Here is a 25,126-nt window from a genome sequence, read left to right on the forward strand (position 1 = left end):
CGCAGTAGCTACCGTGCCTAAAGTTAAAAAGAAAAGTAACATCATGCGCAAAATAGGATTATACAGCATGCTTGGGCTGTTCACGATTATTTCTATTTTTCCTTTTTACTGGATGATTATCGGCGCTACGAATGAATCAGGAAAAATGTTTACAAACCCTCCAACGCTGAAGCCTGGCGATCAATTTATGACAAATCTACAAAATTTAAATGCTTCAATTGATTTAGGGCGCGTCTTTTTTAACTCAGTATTTGTTTCAGTCGTGTATGTGATTGTAGCTTTAATGGTCTGTTCTACAGCTGCATATGCGCTGTCTAAATTTGAATTTAAAGGCCGAAACGCAATTTTTACCACGCTTTTATTGTCTATGATGATTCCATATCAAGCAACGCTCATTCCGCTTTTTCAGCTGATGTCGAATTTTAATTTGCTTGATACGTATTTTGCTCTTATTGTTCCGCAGCTGTGCTTTCCGTTTGCTATCTTTTTATTACGTCAGAACTTTTTAGCTTTTCCAACGGAACTTATTGAAGCAGCTCGTTTAGACGGAGCTGGAGAGATGAGAATCTTTTTAACTATTGTGCTTCCTTCTATGAAGCCTGCTATGGCTGCAGCAGCTATTTTCTTATTTATGACACAGTGGAATAACTTTATGTGGCCTCTAGTTGCGACTACATCAAACGAAATGGCTACATTGCCAGTTGCTCTTTCAAGCTTAATTGGCTTATCGATTATTGATTACGGTCAAGTAATGATGGGGGTAACGATTGCAACCATTCCAATCATTGTCTTCTTCCTAGCACTTCAGCGTCATTTTATTTCAGGAATGCTTGGAAGTGCAGTAAAATAAAAGAAGAAGATCCTATTATAGGAGCTTTCTCAATGAACAGGGGGAGAGAAGATGGGAGAAATACCTGTAGGAGTTCAGCTTTATACGCTGCGTGAAGAAACGAAAAAAGATTTTAAAGGAACGCTTCAAAAAGTAGCTGCTTTAGGATATCAAGGGGTAGAATTTGCAGGGTACGAAGGATATACAGCAAAAGAAGTAAAAGTATGGTTAACGGATTTACAGTTGAAGCCGGCTTCTAGTCATGTGCCGCTTGAACAATTAGAATCTAATTTAGAACAAGTGATTCACTTTGAACAGCAAGTTGGAAATTCACATATTGTTTGTCCTTATTTAATGCCTGAACGTCAAACGGAAAAAGGGTATTATGAACTTATTGATTCTTTAAATTCTATTTACATGTATTGTAAAAAAGAAGGCATGTCGTTTAGCTATCATCATCATGATTTTGAGCTGAAGAAATTGTCAACTGGAAAGTCAGCTCTCCAAACGATTCTAGAAGAAACTGAGGTAAACGTAGAGCTGGACATTTATTGGCTCACTAAAGCAGGCGAAGATCCAGTTGAGTGGATGAAGCACTATCGAAATCGTACGCCTTTTATCCATTTAAAAGATATGACAACAGACGGCGAGCAATTCTTTGCTCCTCTTGGTACTGGAGGGGTAGATGTAAAGGCTGTCATGGAAGAAGGCACTAGAGCAGGAGTAAAATGGTGGATTGTTGAACAAGACCAATGCAAAGAAAATCCTCTTAGCAGCATAAAAAAAAGCTTAGCATATATCAAATAAAAAAACGAACAGACGCTGTCTGTTCGTTTTTTATTGATAAGCCGGAGTCCACTCAATTTCTCCGCACTTATTCGTATAATCAATATTTACCTCAAAATTATGTTTTTCGTAAAAATGAATCAATCTTTCGAGATGATCCCAGTCGCGCTCAGCGATATCTCCTTTTATGACATGAACATTTTGATCCACTGCGACTTCTTTTAAATAGTTCATGCATACCGAGCCATATCCTTTATTAGCAGGTCCTTTAATGTCACCAATAAAAATCGTGTGATTATCTTCATATACGCCATCGATGGCAAAATCCCAAGCCCCTCTATAAGCTTTTGTGCATTCGTTTAGCATAATTTTACATGCGCTTCCGTCATTTTGTGCCGATACAATAACTAACTGATTATCTTCAGGCTGATCGACACCAATAACTTCATACTTTTTAGCAATTTCTTTTAAATTATCCTGCATGCGAAATAGCTGAAACTCTAAATCATCAAGTGTTTCTTTTAGTTCTTCTGCATTCTGGTTTTTTTCTGTAAGCTGAGTAAACATTTTATACTCCTTTCCGTCTGTTTTCGGTCTAAGTGCGCCTATGACAAAGAGGACACGGTGTATAAAGCGAAACTTTATTTGGCAAAGTATCTACCTTAGTAAAAATATAAAAAGGAAAGAACCTGATTTGATTGATCGTTCATCAAAACGGCTGCTTTCCTTAACATTCACTTTTAAATTTTTCACAACGTGTATAAGGGTAACAAAGACTCATTAATTTTGTCAATAAGGTTGCAGGTCTATTTATAAAGAAGGTAACAGGTCATTTTACTTATGGGGAGGAAAAATAATAGGTGAAAAAAGAATCATTTTAAAGTAAAATCATTGGAGGAAAAGTATGGTTAAAGAGTAATTACTTTTCATTTAGAAAAAACATACTTAAAATAAAAGTAAGAAAATATTTCATTTACTTACAAAATATTATAAAAAATGGATGGAGTAATATGGGGTAAGTGTTAACTATATCGAACAAAGGGTGTATAAGATGGATAAATATCAAATTACATTATTAGCTAATGTCCGCAAACAGCTGCAAGAGTGGACTGATCAAACTGAAGAAATACCTCATGAAGAGGTGTATCGCTTTTTGCATTCAATTTCTGGGACGTCCGCGACCATTGGACTGCATTATTTAGGAGACCGCTCCCGCGAGTTAATGGAAGCTTTGGAAAAAAAACAGAAAAAAACCTGGGATTACGCGGAGTTAAATGCTTTTTTATTAGATATTATTAAAATTTCTTATCAAGATGAAATTCAATCGGTAGAAGATATAAATAAACCGCTAGAAATCAATGAAAAAACAGCTAATATTTTACTTGTGGACGACGATCTTTCAATGCTGATGTATTTAAAAGAACATTTTGAAAAACAAGGCTGGTACGTATTAGCAACTGCATCTAAAGAAAAAGCTATTACGGCATTTTACGAATGGAAGCCTGATTGTTTTGTTGTAGATGTACATATGAAAGACGGTACGGGTTTTGACATTCTTTCATTTTTGCGTGATAAAACAAAGCAAATGTTCATTCCAATTGTCATGATGAGTGTTGATAATCAAAGAAAGACGCGCTTGCAGGCCTTTAGATTAGGAGCTGATGACTTCTTTGTTAAACCTCTGGATATGGAAGAAAGTGTACTTCGAATTGGGCACCATATTGAGCGAAAGAAGCTGCTTAACTCTTTTTCAATGGTTGATGAATTAACAGGAGCCTATAACCGAACGTATTTAAAAGAAATTTATAGTCAACAGTTATCTAGCTACGCCCGCTCAAAAGAGCCTTTTTGTTTAGCTCTTTTGGATCTAGATTTATTTAAGAGAGTAAATGATCAATACGGACACCTTATGGGAGACCAGGTCCTGCAAGCATTTGTAGAGTATATGAAGCATGAAATTCGTCCAACAGATCACATTTTTAGATATGGAGGCGAAGAATTTATTCTTTTACTGCCAAAAACCAATATAAAAGAGGCAGAAACAGTATTAAATAGACTGTTGGATTTCTTTGTGAAAAAAGTGTTCACATATCAAAGCAATTCGTTTTATTGCAGCTTTTCCGGCGGAGTTGTAGAAGTGCATAACAATGAATGGCCGTTAGAAAAAGCTCTTCATCAAGCTGATGAGGCATTATATATAGCGAAGGAATCAGGACGTCAAAAAATTGTAGCTTCTTCTCAAAGCAAGCTAGTTAAAAAGCGAACGCTTCGTATGGCTATTATTGATGATGATTCTATCATTCGAACGATGCTAAAAGAGCTTTTAAGCAAGATTGATGTAGGAGATCGCTATGAAGTGAAAATAGAAGTGTTTAAAGACGGCATCGAATTTTTTGAGTCTCAATGGATTCACTCTAGCGATCAATACTTTGTTATTTTAGACGGAATGATGCCTAAAATGGATGGCTTAGAAGTTCTGCAAAAATTGCGCCAGCAGAAACGTCATGATCAGTACACGGTTGTTATGCTTACATCGAGAAACAGCGAACAAGATATTCAAAGAGCATTAGAGCTTGGAGCAGATGATTACATGACAAAACCATTTAAGTTAATGGAGCTTGAAGCTCGCGTACGTCATTTAATGAAGAAGGTGAAATAAATGGCGATATCAATTCAAGTGGTATATGTCTTATTTGGCGGATTGCTATTGCTTTTAGTCTGTTTTTTAAGTTACTTACTTATTCAAAAGGCACGTTTAAACGCTTTTCGAGCAAAAGTAGAATCCTATAAAGATAGTATAAAAGAATCTCTTTTTATTTATTTATACAGAAAAGATGAAGAGCATCGGGTAGAGCCTAAAAATAAAATAGAGCTGGCGGGTGTAGAGGAACTATTAAGCGGTTTTTCTGCAGCTGTGCAAGGCGATGAAATTCTAAATAACATTACGCTCTATGCGGAGAAGGTTTTTACTCCTAAATATAAAAAAGAGCTGCATCATTCTAGGTGGAGTGTCAGAATGAATGCTCTTTATGCTATTGAAGACTTCGGTCTACGTACGCTAACAGACCAATTAATAGAAATGTATGAGAAAAAAAAGAGTACAGCGGCTGAAAAAAATCAAATTTTAAAGATTTTGGTTAAGCTGAACCGCCCTGAGTTTGTTGTGTACATGACGAACGCTTCTAGACCGCTGTCTGAATTTATGTACCGCTCTTTGTTTGGAACTATGAACAGTGAACAGTTTCAGCAATTTATTAATAAATTTGAAGACCTGCAAGAAGAAATTCAGCTGCCTCTTATCGATATGATCGGTATCAATCATAAGTTAGAGTATATAGATTTCTTAAAAATGCACATGAAAAGTTCATCAGAAGAACTGCGAATTCGTTCGTTGAAATCACTTAATGCTTTATCTTTTCCATTAAGAATAGAGGAGCTCACGAACCATCTTCAGTCAGGTATTTGGCAAGAAAGAATGATGGCTACAAAACTAATAGGTAAAACGAGAGATGAGAAGGGGTTATCAATTCTCGAGCAGTCGCTAAAAGATTCTCATTTTCTTGTGCGTTCGAATGCTGCTCAGTCAATGATGAAAATCCCAACAGGTAAAGAATACTTAGTTCATGTATACAAAACGACTGATGACAAGTTTTCGAAAGATATGGCAGCAGAATGGCTTGAAAAAGGAGGAATTACGGTTGTGGAATAATGTTTGGCATCTTTTATTGTCCATTTGCGGATGGGCTGTATTTGCTTATATGATTTTTGTGCTTTGTTTTTATTTTATGATGTTTATCATCTCTGCTTTTCAACTGCGAAAGCAATATCAATTAAACGATGAAGAACCTTATGAAGATTTGCTTGCGGTTAGCTATACAACGCCGTTATCTATATTAGTTCCCGCTTATAACGAATCTGTCGGGATTATTGGGAGCGTACGTTCGCTGCTTGGAATTGAATATCCGGAATATGAAGTAATCGTAGTAAATGACGGATCTTCAGATGATACGTTAGAAAAGCTTATCGAAGAGTTTTCTCTTGTGAAAATGAATCGAGTTGTGAGAAAGCAAGTAGAGACGAAAGCAGTAAAAGCTGTATATCGTTCTAAATTATACGATTATTTATATGTAGTCGATAAACAAAATGGGGGAAAGTCAGATGCATTAAATGCAGGAATTAATTTATCCAACTATCCTTATTTTTGTTCGATCGATGGCGATTCAGTGTTAGAAAGAGATGCTTTTTTAAAAGTTATGAAGCCAATTATTGATTCAGACGGAGAAGTAATTGCTTCAGGGGGAAGTATTCGAATTGCAAATGGATGTAAAATCGAAAACGGTGCGGTCGTATCGATTGGACTTGATACACAGCCGCTTGTTGTGATGCAGATTATTGAATATTTACGTGCCTTTCTTATGGGGCGCATTGGTCTCAGTCGCCATAATTTATTGCTTATTGTGTCAGGAGCATTTGGCGTATTTTCTAAACGCTGGGTGATTGAAGCTGGGGGTTATTCTCATACGGTCGGAGAAGACATGGAGCTCGTTGTTCGCCTGCACCGACTGATTAAACAGAAAAAAACCAACAATCAAATTGTTTATATTCCAGATCCCGTATGCTGGACAGAAGCACCCGATGAAATCAAATATTTGCGAAGACAGCGAAACCGCTGGCACCGCGGTTTATTTGATAGTCTTTGGAAGCATAAAGAGATGCTTTTTAATCCGAAATACGGAAGCATCGGACTGATTTCTATGCCTTATTTTGTGTTTATTGAACTAATCGGGCCGGTCATGGAAATGTTAGGCTATTTGTTTATTGTTATTTCCCTAGTTGTAGGCGGGATTTATGTGGAATTTGCTTATTTGCTTTTTCTTTTAATGGTTGTATATGGTTCTCTTTATTCGATGGCGGCCGTTTTGCTAGAAGAGTGGAGCCTTCGTAAATATCCAAAAGTATCTGATATTGCTAAGCTGTTTGTCTTTTCCCTGACTGAATCCTTTTGGTATCGCCCTCTAACTGTTATATGGCGCTGTCATGGATTGTTGGATGTTATTCGCAATAAAAAAGGCTGGGGAGACATGCAGCGAAAAGGAGTTTCACAATGAAAAAATGGTTATTAATCGGCGGTATTATTTTGGTTATGGCGATAACGGCTTCTCCATTTCTTATTTGGCAGCTAAAGAAACCAACTGATTTGAATATGCTTGTCATTGATAAAACAGTGCCAGATCAAACGTTTCGAGAGCATCAAGGCTTAATGTGGATGCTGAATCAAGCGAAAGTACGCAAAGACGGGAAGCCTTATGAAATCTCAAAAGATTATGCAGGGTTTTACCCGAAAGGAGATAAAACATACAGCATTAAATCTCTGCCAAAAACAAACTCTGCAGATATGATTTATATCACGGACACGTATGGTGTATACAAAGAAGATTTAGGCGTAAAAGCTAAAAGAGGAGATCGCTCTCAATTGGTGTATGGCGGCATGACTTCTGAAGACGTGAGCTACGTTAAGAAAGCATTGAATGGACGTACAAAAACGCTGATTGGAGAGTTTAATACATTTGGAAGCCCTACTTCCTTAGACGTTCGCAAAGAACTGTATGAATTGTACAATGTGACATGGTCCGGCTGGATTGGTCGCTATTTTGATGAATTCGGCAGTGAAGAAGTTCCTGCTTGGGTGAAGAGTGCTTACAAAAAGCAGTACAACAAAGAGTGGAGCCTTACAGGAAAAGGCTTATTATTCGTTAATGAATCCAATAAGCTCGTTATTGTAACGGAAAAAGAATTAAAAGAAAATCCAGTATGGTTTCAATATACAAAACAAGGAAAGAAAACATCGAATTTACAGGATGAATCTGCTTATCAATATTGGTTTGACGTAATTACACCCCAGCAAAAAAGTGATGTGCAGGCTCAGTTTGTCTTTCACTTGGATTCTGAAGGAAAAAACAAGCTGAAGGAAAATGGTATCCCTTTGTCCATACCAGCAGTCGTTCATCATAACAAAGAGCGATATGATACTTATTACTTTGCAGGAGATTTTGCAGATCAAGGAGAAGTACCTTCCATTTATCAAACTTCTTTTTACCCGGTGTGGAAGAAATGGACAGAGAAAATCGGAAAAGAAGATGAGTCTTCTTTTTACTGGACTGTTTATCTTCCTCTTATGAATAAGATCATCGATCAACAGCAAAATAAATCGCAGCCTGCTTCTGTTACTTTTAATAAAAATATGGAAATCTATGAAGATGCTGACCTTAAAGTAGCAGGGAAAGTAGGAAAAGATTATTTGCAAGTTTATCAAAATGGTAAATGGAAATATTTGCTTATTAAAGGAGTAAATATGGGCATTAGTAAGCCAGGCCATTTCCCTGGTGAGACTGCTATTTCAAAAGAAGAATATCTGCGCTGGTTTGAAGAAATTGGAAAGATGAATGCCAACTCAATCCGCGTATACACCATTCATCCTCCCGCCTTTTATGAAGCGCTTGCTGAGTATAACCAAAAAGCCGAAGAACCTATTTATCTTTTTCATGGGGTATGGGTGAATGAAGAAGTTTTCTATGATTCCCAAGATGCTTTTGCGAAGGAAAATACAAAAGAATTTGAAGCTGAAATGAAAAGGATTGTAAACGTTATTCACGGAAAGGCAACACTGCCAAAACGGACAGGACATGCAAGCGGAACGTATACAGCAGACGTGTCTCCTTATGTTTTAGGATGGATTATAGGAGTTGAATGGGATCCCACGGTAGCCCTTTCGACAAATGAAAAACATAAAGGCATGAAAGATTTTAAAGGGCAGTACATCTATACCGAAAAAGGCAACCCCTTTGAAATTTGGCTTGCTCAGCTTATGGAAAAAACAATTTCCTATGAGCAGGATAAATATGATTGGCAGCGGCCTATGAGCTTTACGAACTGGGTGACGACGGATTTGCTTACTCATCCATATGAGCCTTCTGAAGACGAAGATAAAGTGTCTGTTAATCCTAATTTAATTCACACAACTAAAAAATTTGAGCCGGGCTTATTTGCCTCTTATCATATTTATCCGTACTATCCTGACTTTTTAAACTATGAACCTCGTTATCTCGCTTATCGAGATCATCGAGGAGAGAAAAATAACTACGCAGGCTATTTGCAAAATATGAAAGAAGTTCATCATATGCCCGTTCTTGTTGCTGAATTTGGCATTCCGGCTTCGCGAGGACTCACCCATAGAAACGTATACGGATGGGATCAAGGTTTTCATACGGAACAAGAACAAGGAAAGATTCTGTCACGCTTATACGAAGATATTGCTGAAGAAAAAATGGCTGGCGGTATGGTCTTTACATGGCAAGATGAATGGTTTAAGCGAACGTGGAATACGATGGAGTACGACAATCCGAACCGCAGGCCATTTTGGACGAATTTGCAAACAGGAGAGCAGCATTTTGGACTGATGAGTTTTGATCCAGGAAAGAAGCTGAAAGTCAAAGTAGACGGTAAATCAGACGATTGGAAAAAGCTGAACAGCAAGTCGGTGTATAAGCCGTCTAAGAAGTTAAAAGAATTGAACATTACAAGTGATGAAGGTTATCTATATCTACACGTGAATGCAAAAGAATTGGAAAATCAAAAGCTTTATTTCTTGTTTAACACGATTAACAATCAGGGACAGTCAAAGATCCCTCAAATCCCTTCCTTAAAAACAAAAGGAATTGATTTTGTAGCAGAATTAAACGGGAAAGAAGACAGTCATTTATGGGTAGACAGCTATTACGATACGTATTATTTTTCATATGCTCATCAGCTTCAAATGATTCCGGCGGTAAAAGGAACCGATACAAAAGACAACGGCATGTTTAACCCAATCAGGCTCGCCCTTAACAAAGAGTTAGCGATTGGAGAAGGGGAAAACAAGAGAACCATTCCTTTTGACGCCTATGAAACAGGGAAGCTCAAAGAAGGAAACAGCGATCCTAACTCTTCTTCATTTGATTCGCTAGCAGATTTTAAAGTGAATGAATCAAATGGAATTGCTGAACTTCGCATTCCTTGGGCGCTTTTAAATGTAAAAGACCCGAGTCAAAAAGAAATAATGGGAGATATTTGGTCTAAAAAAGGATTGGAATCCAGCGAGAAAATAAAAGGAATTCAAGTGGGAGTCGTAGCTGTTAATAAGAAGAGCAATGACGTGGAAGATACGTTTCCGACTCAGAAAAAAGGAGAACTTTTATTAAAAGATTTTTACTTATACAAGTGGAAAAATTGGGAGTATCCAACTTTTCACGAACGAATAAAGCCGTCCTACTTCATATTGCAAAAAACGTATGGACGACTACAAGCGGAGGAATAACAATGGCAAAAATTTTATTAGCGGAAGATGAAGAAGTGCTTCGTATGTTAGTAGTAGATACGCTTGAAGATGAAGGACATGATGTGACGGAAGCAGAAAATGGCGAAGAAGCTTTGGAATTTATTAAAGAACGTGATTTTGACTTGATTATTTTGGATTATATGATGCCCGTGTTCACCGGGCTTGAAGTCATTCAGCAGCTGAAAGAAATGAAAGATAAGCGCCATACAAAAGTATTGATGCTTTCAGCTAAGAATCAAGCTGCTGATCAAAGCCGAGTGTTAGAAGCAGGGGCTGCGTATTTTATGTCTAAGCCGTTTAGTCCCCTATTACTAGCCGAACGTGTCGAGGAAATTTTAGATGAACAATAAACTAAAACGAAAAAGTATCTCAACCCAGTTCATCCTCTTAGCAAGTATCCTTTTACTTGCTTTTGCGGGGGGTTCAACTGTACTTGTTGTACGGCAAAAAGAAATTACAGCTGATTATGCCCAGTACAGGGCACAAGTACGGGAAAAGGCACAGCTGCTATCTACAATTGATAAATCAATGAACAGAGCTTTTTTGCAGGCTCGTGGGTTTATTGCGTTTGATTCAGAGGATATGTATAACGAGGCTGCAAGGCAGCAAAAAATTATCGAAGAAAATCTCAATCGACTTTCAGGTCTAGACGCAGATAGACGTGAACGTACGTTTGTAAATGAAGCGACGGTGATGCTAAACACGTATTTTAATCAAACGCTTCCTTATTTTAAAGATGTTTACGACAAAAAAGGTATTGAAGGAGTCCGCTCTAGTCCTGAGCGGAAGGCTGCTTCTAAATCAATAGAACAAATGCAAAAAGAACTTGATGACTACCAAAATGAATTAACTAAAGACTTAAATACACAGTACGATAATACGTCGAGTGAGATGCAGAAAAGTCAAACGCTTTTTATTTTGTTTTTAGCGTTTACGGTAGTGATTTTATTGTTGCTGACACGAGTACTGCTAAGTAAGTTTGTCAAGCCGCTGAGTCAGCTGGCGTATACGGCAAGCGAAATTGCTGCTGGAAAAGAAATCCCTATAGCTTTTGATGAACAAAGAAAAGATGAAATCGGCATGTTATCTCAAGCTTTTTACAAGATGGTATCAACTTTGCAAAATAACGAACAGGAGTTAACGGCTCAAAATGAAGAGCTGATTGCACAGCAAGATGAGTTGCACAGTCAGCAAGATGAACTTCAGCACGCATTAGAGCTGACAAAGGAACGAGAGGGAGAGTTAGAATTGCGCAATTTATTTGTGCATGGACTAACAAATTCTCTTCACAAGCAAGAAGTTCTAACGAGTGCTGTCACAAACATGAGCCGGGTGATGAAAGCTGATCATGGATTTATTATGCTAACCGATGAAAAGACACATGCTTCATTTGGTCTATCTTCAGCAAGTGTTCAACAGATGGTGGCAAATCTTCATAATAATTACGTTAATCATGTGCAAAAGACGAAAAAATGTATGGTAGTAAAAAGAGAGTGTATAGAACATGAGCGCCTATATCATCAGCAAACGTTTTATTTGTATGATGTTATCGTACCGGTGCTGTCTTCACAGGGAGATATGCTAGCCTATATGTTTTACAGTCGCTATGCGGATGAGTACACAGAGCATGAATTACAGACATTTGAAATACTGGCCAAACAAATCACGATTGCTCTTGAAAAAATTTATATTTACGAAGAGTCTGAGCACGACCGCCTTCTATCTCAAGATATTTTAAATTCGATTCAAGAAGGAATGCAGCTTGTAGATACAAGCGGTACGATTCTACAAGTGAATACGAAGATTAGCGAATTGTTTCAATATGAGCATCAAAGCGGGCTTCTTCAGCTCTCTCTCGATCAATGGATAGATGCTCTCTCTCAAAAAGTCGAAAATATACAGCAGCTGAGACAATACGTTGAAGCCATTTGTAAGGGAGAGCAAGTAGAAAAGTCTTTTGTTTATTACCTGCACACGGATGGTAAGCGAAAAGTTATAAAAGTTTATAGCGAATACGTGTATCGAAACCGTCAGATGTTTGGCGTATTGTTCGTTCATCGTGATATTACGAAAGAATTTGAAGTTGATCAGATGAAGTCGGAATTTGTAAGCACTGTGAGTCACGAGCTGCGCACACCGTTAGCAAGCGTATTAGGATTCACTGAGCTTATGCTAAACAAAACATTAAAAGAAGAAAGACAGAAGAAGTATTTAACTACTATTTATCAGGAAGCACAGCGGTTAACGTCTTTAATCAACGATTTTCTGGACGTCCAAAGGATGGAAGCGGGGAAACAAACCTACGATAAAAAGTATCAAGACGTTCTGCCGCTTATTAAGCAGGTGATTGAGGTCCAGAAAATACAAACAAGTAAGCATGAATTTGATATGATTTCTGATCAAGAGCATTTTACAGTAATGGGAGATAAAGATAAGCTGCTGCAATTGTTTAATAATGTAATTAGCAATGCAGTGAAATATTCGCCCGATGGAGGGAACGTTACAGTTAAAGTGTATCAAAAGGAACACGCTGTTTATATTGATATTCAAGATGAAGGAATTGGTATACCAAGTGAAGCGATAGGTCAATTGTTTACCAAATTCTACAGAGTAGATAATTCCGATATGCGCAAAATTGGCGGAACGGGTCTAGGATTAGCAATTGTAAAAGAAATTGTAAAAGCTCATGGCGGAGACATTACTGTACAATCGGAATGGAAAAAAGGAACAACATTCACGGTTGTTCTGCCTCTTCTATATGAAGTTCAGTACGATGAAGAGATGATAAATACAAATGATAACCGTAAAAGCGTAGTGATTGTAGAAGATGATAAAAGTTTAGCGACGCTTTTACAGGTAGAATTAAAAGAAAGCGGTTTTCATGTTCGGTATTTTAACAACGGAGAAGATGCATTAAACTCTATTCATCAGCAAAAGCCTGAAGTGGTTGTTCTAGATATTATGCTAGGGGAAAATAAGTTAGACGGATGGGATGTTTTAAGACACCTCAAAGAAAATACAGAGACAGAAAAAATCCCTATCTTAATCTCATCTGCTTTAGACGAAAGAAGCAAAGGGTTAGAGCTTGGAGTGTGTGAGTTTCTGATTAAACCTTATCAGCCTAGTAAATTATCCAAAACGATTCTCCAGCTCCTCTTAAAAAAACAAGAGCATGAAGGAGAAATTATGATTCCATCAGATAAAGAAGAGTAGAAATTTGGTGAGGCTTCGTTATATTTGCGGAGCCTCATTAAACGAAAAGAAAATTAGTAAAGTAATAAAAAAATGTTGAAAACGCTATCAAATTGTGGTTTTATAGTAAGTAGGCATAACATGATGACCTTAGAATTATCTTTTTCCACCTCCTTACATGCGTAAGGAGGCTTTTTTGTATAAATATAGTAAGATAAGATAACAAAATCTTATGCAGAATCGTTTATTGAATTTCAGCTAGTTAAGAAACTGCTCAAGAAAGTTTGATAATGAAAGGAGTGAAGCTCTGGAAATCATTTCACAAAGGGAGGATAGTCTATCCCAGAAGTGAAGGTAGTTCAATTTTTATAATCATAGTATAATAAAAAATACGGTTATAAAAGCTGTGTTTTTTATACATCTTTTATATAGAAGGTAAGATTGAATTTTATATTTGCTTAAAGGAGGTCTTTCCTTGGATATTGCGTATATAATTGCTGAAGAAAGAATTAGACAAGCAATAAAAGACGGTGACTTTGATAAGCTGCCTGGGGAAGGCAAACCATTAAAGTTAGAAGATTTGTCACACATACCTGAAGAACTGCGCCAAGCGTATAGGATATTAAAAAATGCAAACATGATAACGGATGAACAAGAGCTGAAACGAGATATGGCTACAATAGAAGAATTGATTTCTATATGCACGGATGCTAATGAAGAACAAAGGCTAACAGAGATGCTTACGGAAAAGCGTTTGCGCTTTGAGCAGCTCGTTGGCAAGAAAAAGATGACAAGTTCTGCAGCTTACAGGACGTATCAGAATAAAATTTACTCCAAATTTTTTTATTAATGAGTGTAGTGGACCAGACGATCGGAGGGTGAGAACTTGCGGCTGTTAATTTTATTGATCAGTATCATACTATTTATTTCGCTTTGTTTTTATATTTTTGCCCCACAAATAAAACGAGGTGCCCAATCGAAAAATGTGCCGGTTTTATTTATTCATGGCTATTTAGGCAGTCAAAAAAGCTTAGGGAAAATGATTAAACGATTTGAACAAAACGGATGGGGAACTAAAGTAGGTTACTGCGTTGTTCAAAAAGATGGAGCTATTCAGTGGAAGCATATTATGAAAGCAAAAGAGGGAAAACTTCCGCTTATTCATATCGTTTTTAAAAAGCCGGATGCCAGTATTGCACAGCAGCAAAAATGGATTGAAGCTATTATGCAAGATGTACGTGATACATATAAAGCATCTTCTGTTGATTTAGTTGGACATAGTATGGGAGGAGTAACAGCAGCAGCTGTTAGTTTGTCTAACCCTCAATATATTCAAAAGTTAGTTACGTTAGGATCGCCAATTCAAGGATTAGATTATCAGGAATTAATGGAAATGTACCCTCATGCACGCAATCATATTGAATCTATGGGTGCTCGTGATTTAGCTTTTCACTCTATAGCATTAAACAAGCTGTACGAAAGTCGTCAAGATTTCTCAAAAGAAATCGACGTTTTTTCAGGAGCAGGAGATGTGGGAGATAAGACAGATGGAGTGGTAACAGTAGAAAGTGCGTACGGACTGCAAGAGTTCACCGAACACATTCATCTCCAAACGTTTCATGAAGCACATTCGGATTTACATGAAAGCTCAGAGGTTGATAAAGCTGTCTATCAATTTTTAAAACGGGATTAAAGGGGGATTACGATGCTTTACTTAATTAGACACGGCCAAACAGATTGGAATAAAAACAAACTTATTCAAGGGCATGCTGATATTCCGCTCAACGAAGCGGGAAAGCAACAAGCTAAACGCGTAGCGGAACGTTTTCGAGATATCCATATTGATGTAATCTATACAAGCGATTTGCTTCGTGCGCAGGAGACGGCTAGGGAAATTGCAGCAGCTGCTAAAGTAGAGAAAATCGAAGTTTGTGAGCAGCTGCGTGAGCGCTCTTTTGGAGAACTAGAATCAAAGAACGTAGAAGTTCTGCATGAGCTTGTGCCAAACTATGCGACAAATTGGGGAGAAGAGCCTTTATATAATATCGAAACACTCGAAGCGGCTCAAGAACGGATGGTTCGGCGGTTAACGGAAATTATGAAGAAGTCTATCGGGAAGAAAGTAGCAGTTGTTAGTCACGGAGCGGCAATTAATACATTCATTCATCATGTAACAAGCGGAGAACAAGGAACAGGGACTACTATTTTACAAAATACATCGATTACAACTTTTGCTTATGAAAGTGGAAAATGGCGTCTTGAAACGATCAATGATGCCAAACATCTTGAATAAATATACTTAAAGAGACTGTGACAGTAGTATTTTAGTTGAGGGAAAATCCGAACGATTAATCGTTCGGATTTTTTTATGGTGATGGTGAACGTAGGTTTCATATATGTGAGTACTTCTAGCTGTTGATTGAAGGACAAGATGAAGACTCCTGCGGGAAAATCGGAAGGGATGAGACCCCGCATATTAATTTTATATATAAATATTTATACAATTGATTTTAATAAAAATGCATAGTAAAATAAGTTTTATTACTATTCTATTAAAGCGTTTAGTATAACTGAATTTCCTAATATTGTTTAATAAGTAACTATATTTCGGAATAAGATTAATTGATTTGTATAATTTCAAGGAGGATGTAGTATGTCAAAAGATTGGAGTCACTTATTTGAAAGAATGCCTGAATTGCTAGCACCGACGATGGCTAAAGACCATCCGAATCTGCCCGTTGTGAAAGAAGAAGGATGCTATTATTATGGATTGGATGGTAAAGAATATCTCGATTTTACTTCCGGAATCGCTACGACAAATGTAGGACACAGACATCCGAAAGTAGTAAAAGCAATCAAAGACGGAGCAGATCAATTATTGCACGGTCCTTCAGGTGTTATTATGTACGAATCGATATTAAAGTTAGCCGATGAGTTAGGAAAAGTAACGCCGGGCAATTTAGACTGCTTTTTCTTTGGAAATAGTGGCACCGAAGCAATTGAAGGAGCCTTGAAATTAGCGAGACATGTCACAAAGCGTCCGTATGTTATTTCTTTTTTAGGGTGTTTTCATGGCCGCTCGATGGGAGCTTTAAGTGTTACAACCTCGAAAAGCAAATATAGACAATTTCAGCAGCCTTCGGGACTGACGTATCAGATTCCATATGCCAATCCAAAAGAGTGCCCTGCGGAGCTAGACAGCGATGTGTACTTTACTGAAAAGCTTGAAAAAGATTTTGAAATACTCTTTAAGCACCAAGTCACGCCTGAAGAAGTGGCGGCCGTTATTTTGGAACCAGTATTAGGAGAAGGCGGCTATATTATTCCTCCGAAAAGTTGGATGAAGAAGTTAAGAGAGATTTGTGATCGTCACGGAATATTACTTATTTTCGATGAAGTGCAAACAGGGTTTGGCCGTACGGGTGAATGGTTTGCTGGACAAACGTTTGATGTCGTACCGGATATTATGGCTATAGCAAAAGGAATTGCTTCTGGAATTCCGCTTAGTGCAACGGTAGCTTCTCAAGAATTAATGAAGCAGTGGCCCCTTGGCACACATAGCACAACATTTGGAGGAAATCCTATTGGGTGTTCAGCAGCCCTTGCAACTCTTGAGGTGATGAAAGAAGAACAACTGCTGGATAACACAAGAAAAATGGGCGCTTATGCGTTAGAAAAGCTGTATCTTTTAAAGGACAAACATTCAGTTATTGGGGATATCCGTGGTTTAGGACTTATGATTGGAATCGAAATTGTTAATCCGGATACGGGAGAAGGCGATGGAGACGCCTTATTTGAGATTCTGGACTTAGCTTTAGAAAAAGGCGTGTTATTTTATTTTTGCGGAAATGCAAGTGAAGTTATTCGCATGGTACCTCCGCTTACTGTAACAAAAGAACAGATAGATGCCGGCATTCGTATGCTAGATGAGGCTATTACTTCTTTTGAGAAAAAGTCAGTTGTAAAAGCGTAATAAAAAAAATAAAAAATTTATCTATTTGTAACCTAGTTGTCATAGTAATGGTAGCGATATCATAGTTTTAGAGGGAAAACAATTTTCTGAAAAGTAGTTGACATCTGTTTGTGCAGCATGTAACATAATATTTATCTTATCAACAATTATCAACAAAATTCGACAAACTTCTTATCAAGAGAGGTGGAGGGATAGGCCCTTTGAAACCTCGGCAACGGACTTTATAGAACCGTGCTAACTCCCACAAGCAGTGCTTGAAAGATAAGAAGAGACCAGGCTTACTAACAATTGTGATCCCAACCTCTTCTTACAGGCACTTAGACACTGTAAGTGGAGGTTTTAATTTTATGACAAGAAGATGACATTTAGATAAAAAACAGCAGGTGAAATTACCTGCTGTTTTTATATGCTGTAAAATGATAAATAACCTACCAGAATTCCTAGTAAAAGTACTCCAATTGTAATACCAATAATCCACCACATCATTTTTTTCATTATTTATGCCTCTTTGTCAATTAACTATAGCTGTTGATCCGCCTGAAGCGCCGGAAGCTGTACCGTAAACAGTTTGTCTTTTAATTCCGGCATTTTTAGCTGCAATTTTCCACTGCCAGTCAATTTGCCCGTACGCTCGATTATTTTGCACCCAAGATTTTGAACTCTTTTTTGAAATAGACACAAGGGGGTTTACATTTTTCGTGACGACGCCTCGTACACTTTTGACTGAAGTCACCGATGAGTTTTTCGTGTAATAGTCTACATACACCGTTAGTTTTGTTGTTGTAAATCCAGCCGCTTTATAAGAAGCCGTATAAGCTGCTGTTTTGAATAAAGGTGAAGCCGTTCTTGCTCCGTATGCTGCTGTGCTTGCAGCTTCGACCGTGCCGCTAGTCTCTTCAATATCCATTTTTAACGGAGATGAATCCTTTAGTGATTGTACAACTTTTTGTTTTTGCTGACGCGACAGTTTTGAAAATTCATACAGTGAACTTTTATCACTTTGCGCTTTCAAGAACTGCGTGTAAGAAGCAACCGTTAAATGTGCAGGGTTTTCACTAGCCATAACAGAGTTTGGCACGATTAATAGACATAATAATGAACTTATCAGGAAAAAAGAAAAAAACGTTCTATTTGTAGCCATATTTATATAAATCCTTTCTAGCATTCTATCTTTATAAACAGATAAGAAGTAATTTATCGTTTTGAAGAAGGACTGTGTGCTGACATATTAACTGTCATCACGACACGAGCTTGCTGTACAGATTTCATAAAACATTCGTATAGAGAAGCGAACACTTTGTCCACATCTCCTTCTAAACCTGTTGCAAAAGGCACGGTTTCGGCAAATACTCCCTGTTGTTTAACTGCGCCAATTCCGCTTTTGATGATGTCTACATAATGCGGCGTATCTAATGGATACAAAGAAAATTGAGTGGATACAGGGAACGAAGCACAAAGCTGTTGGTTTGAAGACATGTTTTCTTTTGGTTTTATTTTTCTTTCTTCGAAATATTCTTCGTGCTGCCCTGTTGAAAACGTGGCATTCAGCACAATATGCTTTCCTGACTTTCCAGCACTTTTATAAACGGCTTGCACAACTTCAAATACGTCTTTGGCAGTTCCTTCAATAAACGTACTCACACGGTCCGTTTTTCGCTGAACTTTAGACATATCCACTTCGTTTAGTGCACCTAAAATAATATCGATGAAGTTATCACTCATAACGGAAAGCGTAAAACGACAGCCAACATTTATTTTTTCCAAGTTAATCACCCCTAAAATATAGATTTGTAGTTTTTTAATCATACAAATCATAAAATAACTTTTCTGTTTTGTATAGAAACAGAAGATAGATTCTTTATTTTTAGGAAATATTACATAGAAAAAACAAAAATAAATTGCATAACATGAAAAATAAGGGTGTTAAGAAAAGTCACATACTGAAAAAGAATAAAAAAACAATGTTAGAACTTCTGACAAAAAGCTGGTATATAGACTGAAAACACCATATTATAAATACAAGATCACATTATTCTCCTGCGATTTCGTATAACCTCTTGAAAAAGGGACTTGGGATTTTATCATAAATCCAACCTCCTAGCTGTATAATCAGCTAGGAATTTTTTTTACCCAAACTCTCTATCTCGCATGAGGTTACCTACACTTATTCAACTCAGAGCATACATCATATATATATAAGATCAGTGTAAGAAAGATTGCTTGAAGATGTTAGTGTTCGGCTTGAGCTAGAAATAGATAGATGTTACGAAAGAGGGGAAAGAAGGTATGACGCACACATTAATTAAAAATGCAGAGATTATTACGATGAATGAGAAGAATGATATTATTTACGGTGACCTTTATATTGTTGGAAATCGTATTGCAGCCATCGGGAAAAACCTGCATCCGGAAAAGGTAGATAAAGTCATTGACGCAGCAAATAAAACGATTGTGCCGGGCTTTATACATACTCATATTCATTTATGTCAAACGCTTTTTAGAGGGCAAGCAGATGATTTAGAGCTGTTAGACTGGCTAAAGAAGAAAATATGGCCGCTTGAAGCTTCACATGATGAAGAATCTATCTATTATTCAGCCCTGTTAGGCATCGGCGAACTCATTCAAAGCGGGACTACAACAATTGTCGATATGGAAACTGTTCATCATACGGACTCTGCTTTTCAGGCTATATCTCAAAGTGGAATCCGAGCCCTTGCAGGAAAAGTAATGATGGATAAAAAAGGCGATGATCTGCCAAAAGCTCTGCAGGAGACAACGGCTGACTCGATCAAAGAAAGTGTAGAGCTGCTTGAAAAATGGCATAATTCAAATAACGGTCGTATTCGATACGCATTCTCCCCAAGATTTGTGCTGTCGTGTACGGAAGATTTGCTGCGTGAAGTGAGCCATTTATCAGCTGCATATAATGTTCATATCCATACTCATGCTTCTGAGAATCAAGAAGAAATTCGCATCGTAGAAGCTGAAACGGGTATGAGAAATATCATGTACTTAGATCATTTAGGATTAGCCAATGAACGCCTTATTTTAGCGCACTGTGTGTGGCTAAATGATCAAGAAAAGCAAATTATTAAGAATCAAGGAGTAAAAGTTAGTCATTGCCCAGGCTCAAACTTAAAACTTGCATCGGGAATCGCAGATGTGCCCGGTTTATTAGAGCAAGGTGTATTTTTAAGTCTTGGCGCTGACGGTGCTCCTTGTAATAATAATTTGGATATGTTCAACGAAATGAGGCTGGCCGCTACGATTCATAAACCCTCGCACGGACCAACGGCCATGAATGCAAAGCACGTGCTCGAAATGGCTACAATCGGCGGAGCGAAAGCAGTCGGGCTTGAAAAAGAAATTGGAAGTTTAGAGGTCGGGAAAAAAGCGGATCTTGCTATTTTAAATTTAAATCAGCTTCATACTTTTCCATCTTACGGCGTAGACCCTATTTCCAGAGTTGTGTATTCAGCAACGCGAGGAGATGTAGAATTAACGATGGTTGACGGAGAAATTGTGATGGAAAATCGCGTGTTAAAAACAATTGACCAAGGAATTGTATTGAAAGAAGCAAATCATTCGATTGATCGTCTTTTAAAAAGAATCCCGCTTTTGATTTCATAAGATGTAAAACAAAGAAGAGGCTGGAATAAAAGTATTTTAACAAAAGTAAAACTCGAATTATTAATCGGAGTTATTGATTAATAATTCGAGTTTTTTCGTTGTCAAGGTGAACGCAGGTTTCATCTGTTTATTTGTCTTGAGAATGGATTTATTTAGTTATGTCTTAATCTCTTTTTTGTATAAATGAGTAAAAAGAGTACTCTTGCAACAGACTAAAAAGATAAGAGAAATAAATTTTCAAAATTCCAAACTAACGGAAGATAAAAATTTTTATAATGATAGCGTTTTCTACCTTTGCATATCTACAAATTAAGACTATAATAGGACAAAAGATTTTACTTTGCAACGTAAAATCCTCCTAAATCGTGTCTTTTTTAGGACATTTGAATAGGTAGGATTTTTTATTTTTTTTAGAAGTAGGGAGGCGCGCGTGTTGGAGCGTAACGGAATATTAGAGCGCTTGTTTAAACTATCAGAGCGCAACACAACACCAAAACAAGAAATACTAGCAGGACTTACAACTTTTATGACGGTCAGTTATATGGTAATTGTCAACCCCATTATCATGTCTGACGCGGGTATCCCCCGAGAAGCGGCGCTTGCAGCTACCATTTATGCCATTGTATTTAGTACGTTACTGATGGCTCTATGGGCAAATTTCCCGATTGTAACCGGTCCAGGGATGGGTTTAAATGCGTTTTTTACGTATTCAGTAGTATTAGGGCAAGGATTGTCATGGCAAACGGCACTTGGAGCAGTTTTTATATCCGGGGTCTTATTTTTTGTTTTAACGGTAACAGGAATACGCGGAAAGATTATTGATGCCATTCCGAACGTATTAAAGTCTTCCATAGCAGTTGGAATTGGTCTTTTTGTTGCGTTTATCGGTTTGAAAAACGCTGGATTAGTTGTGGCAAACGAGTCTACTTTTGTAGGGCTTGGAAATGTCATGGATAAAGGTCCCTTACTGGCTATTTTTGGGCTGATATTAGCAGCTGTACTGATGGCTAAAAATGTAAAAGGTGCTCTTATTATAAGTATTTTTGCTACGACTATATTAGCGATGATTGTAGGAGTACAAGCAGTTCCTCATTCCTTGAAAGACGTCTTTTCAGCTACGCCGCCAAGCGTTGGAGAAACATTTTTTCAAATGGATTTAAAGGGTGCAGTTGCCTACGGCATTTTTTCAGTTGTATTTTCTTTCACCATCGTAGAATTATTTGATACGCTAGCGACATTGATTGGATTATCTAAAAAAGCCAACTTGGTAGATAAAAACGGTAAAATTCCAGGTTTAAATCGCGCGCTTGCAGCGGATTCAATCGGTACAATGGCGAGTGCTATTTTTGGAAGCACTGCGTTAAATACGTATATTGAAAATGCAACAGGTATTGCAGAAGGAGGGCGTACCGGCTTAAAGGCATTAACGGTTGCCATCTTATTTATATTTACCTTGTTTTTTGCACCGCTCATTCAATTTATCCCAAGCGTTGCTACTGCTCCGGCACTCATTATTATTGGTTCGCTTATGCTGAGTGACATTCGAAACGTTAACTTCGACGACTTTACTGAAGTTGTTCCCGCTTTCTTAACAATTGTCATGATGCCGTTAACCTACAGCATTGCAGAAGGTTTAGCATTCGGCTTCATTTCATACACAGCGATTAAACTGTTTACAGGACGCCGTCGCGAAATTCATTGGATGATGTATGTGATCACAATTGCCTTTTTTATCAATTTTTATATGAGTTCGCATTAGGGATGAAAAAAGACGTAGCATTAAGCTACGTCTTTTTTTGTAAAGGCTTGTTAAGGGAACGAATTTTTATTTCATTAAGGTTGATAAATGTCCCAAGCTGTTTTTAATGAATCAACGATATAGTTAGCTACTTCTTCAATATCTAAATTATCAGTTTCAACTTTCGAATGGTGATTGGAATAGATAGCTTGACGATCGTAAAATAGCTTTTCAATATCTTCTAAGCTTCTTCCTTGTAAAACAGGGCGGCTATCAATAATTAAACTAATGCGTTCTTTCCAAGAATCCCAAGATAAATCTAAAAAGAATACGATGCAGTTAGATAAACAAATCTCTTGAATTTCTTCTTGTAAAAAAGCGCCTCCCCCTAAAGAAATGATTTTTAAACGCTGCTGTGAAAGTCGATTTATTACTTCTTTTTCTTTTTGTCTGAAGAAAGTTTCACCGTGCTCTTTAAAAATCTGAGAAGTAGGCATATTAAATTCTCTTTCGATTTCTTGATCTATATCAACAAAATCTCTATACAATTTTTTGGCAACCATTTCTCCAATAGTTGTTTTTCCTACCCCCATAAAGCCGATAAATACAATACTTTTCTCTCTAAGAGATATGTCGTTATATGCCATTTTTAAGCCTCTTTCTGATTTTTAAATACAAATCGGATGTTATAGTAAATACTGAAATTATAATATAAATCCTTTAGTTTGTAAAAGCTACTATTCTTCTCTGAAATAAACCGGAAATTATTTTTTAGGATGCATGGAAAGATACACCCGAGTATCTTTTTTGCGCTCGTACTTTGGATTAGCGCTTCGCGTATATTATTTTGACTGATGTTCTATATGGTAGTTTTGTTCAAACTGTTTGATCGCTTCATTAATTTCTTCTTGTTTTCCCATTAATCTTACTTGCAGCATTGTAACGTCTCCTTCCATATACTTTGCTTTTTGACTATATCATGAAATGAAAAAGAAGTAATTTTATTTTTGTTGACGAACCTGTATATACAGGTTAGAATAAAAACATAAAACTTGTATATACAGGTTTGCGGTGAGATTTATATGGGGGATAGGAAATACAGGAGTAAAATGAAAACGGAAACAAGGGGGAAAAGACATGAATCGAGAATCTGTGGAGCGCATTGTAGAAGCCGTTGGCGGAAAAGAAAATATCTCTGCTGCAACGCATTGTGTAACGCGTCTTCGACTTGTTTTAAAAGATGAAGGTAAAGTCAATCAACGTATGCTAGATGAGCACGAATTGGTAAAAGGATCTTTTTCTACAAACGGCCAGTTTCAAGTTGTTATTGGTCAAGGCACGGTTGATAAAGTATATAAAGAAATGGTGGCGCTTACAGGGATAGGTGAACTGTCAAAAGAGGAAGTGAAGAACGAAGCGGCTAAAAACTTAAATCCGCTGCAGCGCGCAATAAAAACATTAGCTGACATTTTTATTCCCATTTTACCGGCCATCGTAACCGCGGGTTTATTAATGGGAATCAATAATGTATTAACAGGAGCCGGAATTTTTTACGATGATAAATCAATCGTAGATGTTCATACACAGTGGAAAGACTTCGCGAGCATGATTAATTTAATTGCCAATACGGCTTTTGCCTTTTTGCCGGCTCTTATTGGATGGTCAGCTGTTACGCGTTTTGGAGGAAGTCCTTTATTTGGAATTGTCCTTGGGCTCATGCTGGTCCATCCTGATTTGCTAAATGCCTGGTCTTATGGAGAAGCATTAAAAAAAGGAAGTATCGATACGTGGAATTTATTTGGTCTGCACGTTGAGAAAGTTGGCTATCAAGGGCAGGTTTTACCTGTGCTAGCTGCTTCGTTTGTACTGGCAAAAATCGAATTGTTTTTACGAAAACGAATACCGGATGGTTTTCAGCTTTTAATTGTAGCGCCTGTAGCTCTTTTAGTAACAGGGTTTCTCGCTTTTATTGTGATTGGTCCAATTACATTTGCAATAGGAAATGTTATTACAGGTGCAGTTGTATGGCTTTTTAAAACGGCTCCATTTATTGGAGGGCTTGTATACGGAGGCTTATATGCTCCTCTTGTTATTACGGGCATGCACCATACATTTTTAGCTGTAGATTTACAGCTGATTGGAAGCGTGGGAAGTACGTTCTTGTGGCCAATGGTAGCATTATCTAATATTGCACAAGGCTCTGCGGCTTTTGCGATAATGATTCTTTCAAAAAATGATGAGAAATTAAAAGGACTGTCTTTAACGTCAGGGATTTCAGCGTGGCTTGGCATTACGGAACCTGCAATGTTTGGTGTGAATTTACGCTTTAGATTTGCTTTTATTTCTGCAGTGATTGGTTCAGCTATTGCAGGTGTCGTCATATCCGTGGCGGGAGTGAAAGCAGCATCGGTGGGAATTGGGGGTATCCCTGCTCCGTTATCAATTGTTCCACAGAGCTGGCCAGCTTTTATTATTGGAATGGTAATCGTAATTGTGGTGCCGTTTCTTTTAACGTTAACGCTTGGAAAGCTTCAGAAAAAATCAACCGTTACATCAACTGTCGCGGCTACAGAATCGTTTCAACATAATCCAAAGAATTAAATG

At 37.5% G+C, this 25,126-nt stretch carries 19 protein-coding genes, 1 pseudogene and 1 riboswitch; of the genes and pseudogenes, 15 read left to right on the forward strand and 5 right to left on the reverse strand.

Annotated features, from left to right (window positions below; genetic code table 11):
- Positions 1–43 precede the first annotated feature (43 nt).
- Positions 44–850: a carbohydrate ABC transporter permease gene (locus tag AC1D0Y_RS07160; protein ID WP_013055640.1), complete on the forward strand. Its 807-nt coding sequence runs from the start codon at positions 44–46 to the stop codon at positions 848–850.
- Positions 851–901: 51 nt separating this feature from the next.
- Positions 902–1,636 (forward strand): sugar phosphate isomerase/epimerase family protein, encoded by a 735-nt coding sequence (locus tag AC1D0Y_RS07165; protein WP_060744919.1) that lies wholly within the window; start codon positions 902–904, stop codon positions 1,634–1,636.
- Positions 1,637–1,666: 30 nt separating this feature from the next.
- Here the strand turns inward: AC1D0Y_RS07165 and AC1D0Y_RS07170 are convergent, their stop codons facing one another.
- Positions 1,667–2,182, reverse strand: coding sequence for a GNAT family protein (locus AC1D0Y_RS07170; RefSeq protein WP_060744920.1), 516 nt, complete (start codon positions 2,180–2,182; stop codon positions 1,667–1,669).
- Between the two features lie 484 nt (positions 2,183–2,666).
- Here AC1D0Y_RS07170 and AC1D0Y_RS07175 point away from each other — a divergent pair, with 484 nt between their 5' ends.
- The 10 genes from AC1D0Y_RS07175 to AC1D0Y_RS07220 all read left to right on the forward strand — a co-directional run bounded on the left by AC1D0Y_RS07175 (position 2,667) and on the right by AC1D0Y_RS07220 (position 17,154).
- Positions 2,667–4,274 carry a response regulator gene (locus AC1D0Y_RS07175; RefSeq protein ID WP_060744921.1) on the forward strand — a complete coding sequence of 536 codons (1,608 nt, stop codon included), beginning with the start codon at positions 2,667–2,669 and terminating at the stop codon, positions 4,272–4,274.
- Positions 4,275–5,324, forward strand: a complete 1,050-nt coding sequence (locus tag AC1D0Y_RS07180) for a HEAT repeat domain-containing protein (protein WP_060744922.1) — start codon at positions 4,275–4,277, stop codon at positions 5,322–5,324.
- Positions 5,314–6,723: a glycosyltransferase family 2 protein gene (locus tag AC1D0Y_RS07185; RefSeq protein WP_034275527.1), complete on the forward strand. Its 1,410-nt coding sequence runs from the start codon at positions 5,314–5,316 to the stop codon at positions 6,721–6,723. The genes AC1D0Y_RS07180 and AC1D0Y_RS07185 overlap by 11 nt, the downstream gene beginning before the upstream one ends.
- On the forward strand, positions 6,720–9,968 hold the full coding sequence (locus tag AC1D0Y_RS07190; RefSeq protein WP_477707411.1) for a hypothetical protein: 3,249 nt from the start codon (positions 6,720–6,722) through the stop codon (positions 9,966–9,968). The genes AC1D0Y_RS07185 and AC1D0Y_RS07190 overlap by 4 nt, the downstream gene beginning before the upstream one ends.
- A 2-nt stretch (positions 9,969–9,970) precedes the next feature.
- A complete protein-coding gene (locus AC1D0Y_RS07195) occupies positions 9,971–10,339 on the forward strand; it encodes a response regulator transcription factor (protein WP_025749698.1) in 369 nt (122 codons plus the stop codon).
- A complete protein-coding gene (locus AC1D0Y_RS07200) occupies positions 10,329–13,202 on the forward strand; it encodes an ATP-binding protein (protein ID WP_060744925.1) in 2,874 nt (957 codons plus the stop codon). Before AC1D0Y_RS07195 ends, AC1D0Y_RS07200 begins: the two co-directional genes overlap by 11 nt.
- Before the next feature lie 454 nt (positions 13,203–13,656).
- Positions 13,657–14,031, forward strand: coding sequence for a DnaJ family domain-containing protein (locus AC1D0Y_RS07205; RefSeq protein WP_028407648.1), 375 nt, complete (start codon positions 13,657–13,659; stop codon positions 14,029–14,031).
- A 36-nt stretch (positions 14,032–14,067) separates the two neighbouring features.
- Positions 14,068–14,874: an alpha/beta fold hydrolase gene (locus tag AC1D0Y_RS07210; protein WP_013081956.1), complete on the forward strand. Its 807-nt coding sequence runs from the start codon at positions 14,068–14,070 to the stop codon at positions 14,872–14,874.
- 12 nt (positions 14,875–14,886) lie between these two features.
- Positions 14,887–15,474: a histidine phosphatase family protein gene (locus tag AC1D0Y_RS07215; protein ID WP_028407650.1), complete on the forward strand. Its 588-nt coding sequence runs from the start codon at positions 14,887–14,889 to the stop codon at positions 15,472–15,474.
- Positions 15,475–15,834: 360 nt separating this feature from the next.
- Positions 15,835–17,154, forward strand: coding sequence for an aspartate aminotransferase family protein (locus tag AC1D0Y_RS07220; RefSeq protein WP_028407651.1), 1,320 nt, complete (start codon positions 15,835–15,837; stop codon positions 17,152–17,154).
- A 168-nt stretch (positions 17,155–17,322) separates the two neighbouring features.
- Positions 17,323–17,422, forward strand: a riboswitch (SAM riboswitch).
- A 243-nt stretch (positions 17,423–17,665) separates the two neighbouring features.
- Here AC1D0Y_RS07220 and AC1D0Y_RS07225 read toward each other — a convergent pair.
- Together AC1D0Y_RS07225 and AC1D0Y_RS07230 are read right to left on the reverse strand one after the other, a co-directional pair.
- On the reverse strand, positions 17,666–18,295 hold the full coding sequence (locus AC1D0Y_RS07225; RefSeq protein ID WP_060746024.1) for a hypothetical protein: 630 nt from the start codon (positions 18,293–18,295) through the stop codon (positions 17,666–17,668).
- 53 nt (positions 18,296–18,348) lie between these two features.
- On the reverse strand, positions 18,349–18,918 hold the full coding sequence (locus AC1D0Y_RS07230) for a YkoF family thiamine/hydroxymethylpyrimidine-binding protein (RefSeq protein ID WP_028407653.1): 570 nt from the start codon (positions 18,916–18,918) through the stop codon (positions 18,349–18,351).
- A 522-nt stretch (positions 18,919–19,440) separates the two neighbouring features.
- Between AC1D0Y_RS07230 and AC1D0Y_RS07235 the strand changes: the two genes are divergently transcribed.
- Entirely contained in the window at positions 19,441–20,784 is a 1,344-nt protein-coding gene (locus tag AC1D0Y_RS07235) for a 5'-deoxyadenosine deaminase (RefSeq protein WP_477707412.1), read from the forward strand.
- A 433-nt stretch (positions 20,785–21,217) separates the two neighbouring features.
- Positions 21,218–22,543: an NCS2 family permease gene (locus tag AC1D0Y_RS07240; RefSeq protein WP_028407655.1), complete on the forward strand. Its 1,326-nt coding sequence runs from the start codon at positions 21,218–21,220 to the stop codon at positions 22,541–22,543.
- A gap of 74 nt (positions 22,544–22,617) precedes the next feature.
- Here the strand turns inward: AC1D0Y_RS07240 and AC1D0Y_RS07245 are convergent, their stop codons facing one another.
- Both AC1D0Y_RS07245 and AC1D0Y_RS07250 read right to left on the reverse strand, forming a co-directional pair.
- Entirely contained in the window at positions 22,618–23,169 is a 552-nt protein-coding gene (locus AC1D0Y_RS07245; protein ID WP_025749688.1) for a shikimate kinase, read from the reverse strand.
- 117 nt (positions 23,170–23,286) lie between these two features.
- Positions 23,287–23,460: pseudogene (locus tag AC1D0Y_RS07250) on the reverse strand (YvzF family protein).
- 199 nt (positions 23,461–23,659) lie between these two features.
- Between AC1D0Y_RS07250 and treP the strand changes: the two are divergent.
- Positions 23,660–25,123: a PTS system trehalose-specific EIIBC component gene (gene treP / locus AC1D0Y_RS07255; protein WP_028407660.1), complete on the forward strand. Its 1,464-nt coding sequence runs from the start codon at positions 23,660–23,662 to the stop codon at positions 25,121–25,123.
- The last annotated feature ends 3 nt before the right edge of the window (positions 25,124–25,126 follow it).

The sequence above is a fragment of the Priestia sp. P1_B12_1 genome, from assembly GCF_056406695.1.

What these genes read in the sequence shown, in the direction of transcription:
- AC1D0Y_RS07160 (WP_013055640.1), top strand. Translation starts at nt 44, where the DNA reads ATGCGCAAAATAGGATTATACAGCATGCTTGGGCTGTTCACGATTATT.
- AC1D0Y_RS07165 (WP_060744919.1), top strand. Translation starts at nt 902, where the DNA reads ATGGGAGAAATACCTGTAGGAGTTCAGCTTTATACGCTGCGTGAAGAA.
- AC1D0Y_RS07170 (WP_060744920.1), bottom strand. Translation starts at nt 2,182, where the DNA reads ATGTTTACTCAGCTTACAGAAAAAAACCAGAATGCAGAAGAACTAAAA.
- AC1D0Y_RS07175 (WP_060744921.1), top strand. Translation starts at nt 2,667, where the DNA reads ATGGATAAATATCAAATTACATTATTAGCTAATGTCCGCAAACAGCTG.
- AC1D0Y_RS07180 (WP_060744922.1), top strand. Translation starts at nt 4,275, where the DNA reads ATGGCGATATCAATTCAAGTGGTATATGTCTTATTTGGCGGATTGCTA.
- AC1D0Y_RS07190 (WP_477707411.1), top strand. Translation starts at nt 6,720, where the DNA reads ATGAAAAAATGGTTATTAATCGGCGGTATTATTTTGGTTATGGCGATA.
- AC1D0Y_RS07195 (WP_025749698.1), top strand. Translation starts at nt 9,971, where the DNA reads ATGGCAAAAATTTTATTAGCGGAAGATGAAGAAGTGCTTCGTATGTTA.
- AC1D0Y_RS07200 (WP_060744925.1), top strand. Translation starts at nt 10,329, where the DNA reads ATGAACAATAAACTAAAACGAAAAAGTATCTCAACCCAGTTCATCCTC.
- AC1D0Y_RS07215 (WP_028407650.1), top strand. Translation starts at nt 14,887, where the DNA reads ATGCTTTACTTAATTAGACACGGCCAAACAGATTGGAATAAAAACAAA.
- AC1D0Y_RS07220 (WP_028407651.1), top strand. Translation starts at nt 15,835, where the DNA reads ATGTCAAAAGATTGGAGTCACTTATTTGAAAGAATGCCTGAATTGCTA.
- AC1D0Y_RS07225 (WP_060746024.1), bottom strand. Translation starts at nt 18,295, where the DNA reads ATGGCTACAAATAGAACGTTTTTTTCTTTTTTCCTGATAAGTTCATTA.
- AC1D0Y_RS07235 (WP_477707412.1), top strand. Translation starts at nt 19,441, where the DNA reads ATGACGCACACATTAATTAAAAATGCAGAGATTATTACGATGAATGAG.
- AC1D0Y_RS07245 (WP_025749688.1), bottom strand. Translation starts at nt 23,169, where the DNA reads ATGGCATATAACGACATATCTCTTAGAGAGAAAAGTATTGTATTTATC.
- treP (WP_028407660.1), top strand. Translation starts at nt 23,660, where the DNA reads ATGAATCGAGAATCTGTGGAGCGCATTGTAGAAGCCGTTGGCGGAAAA.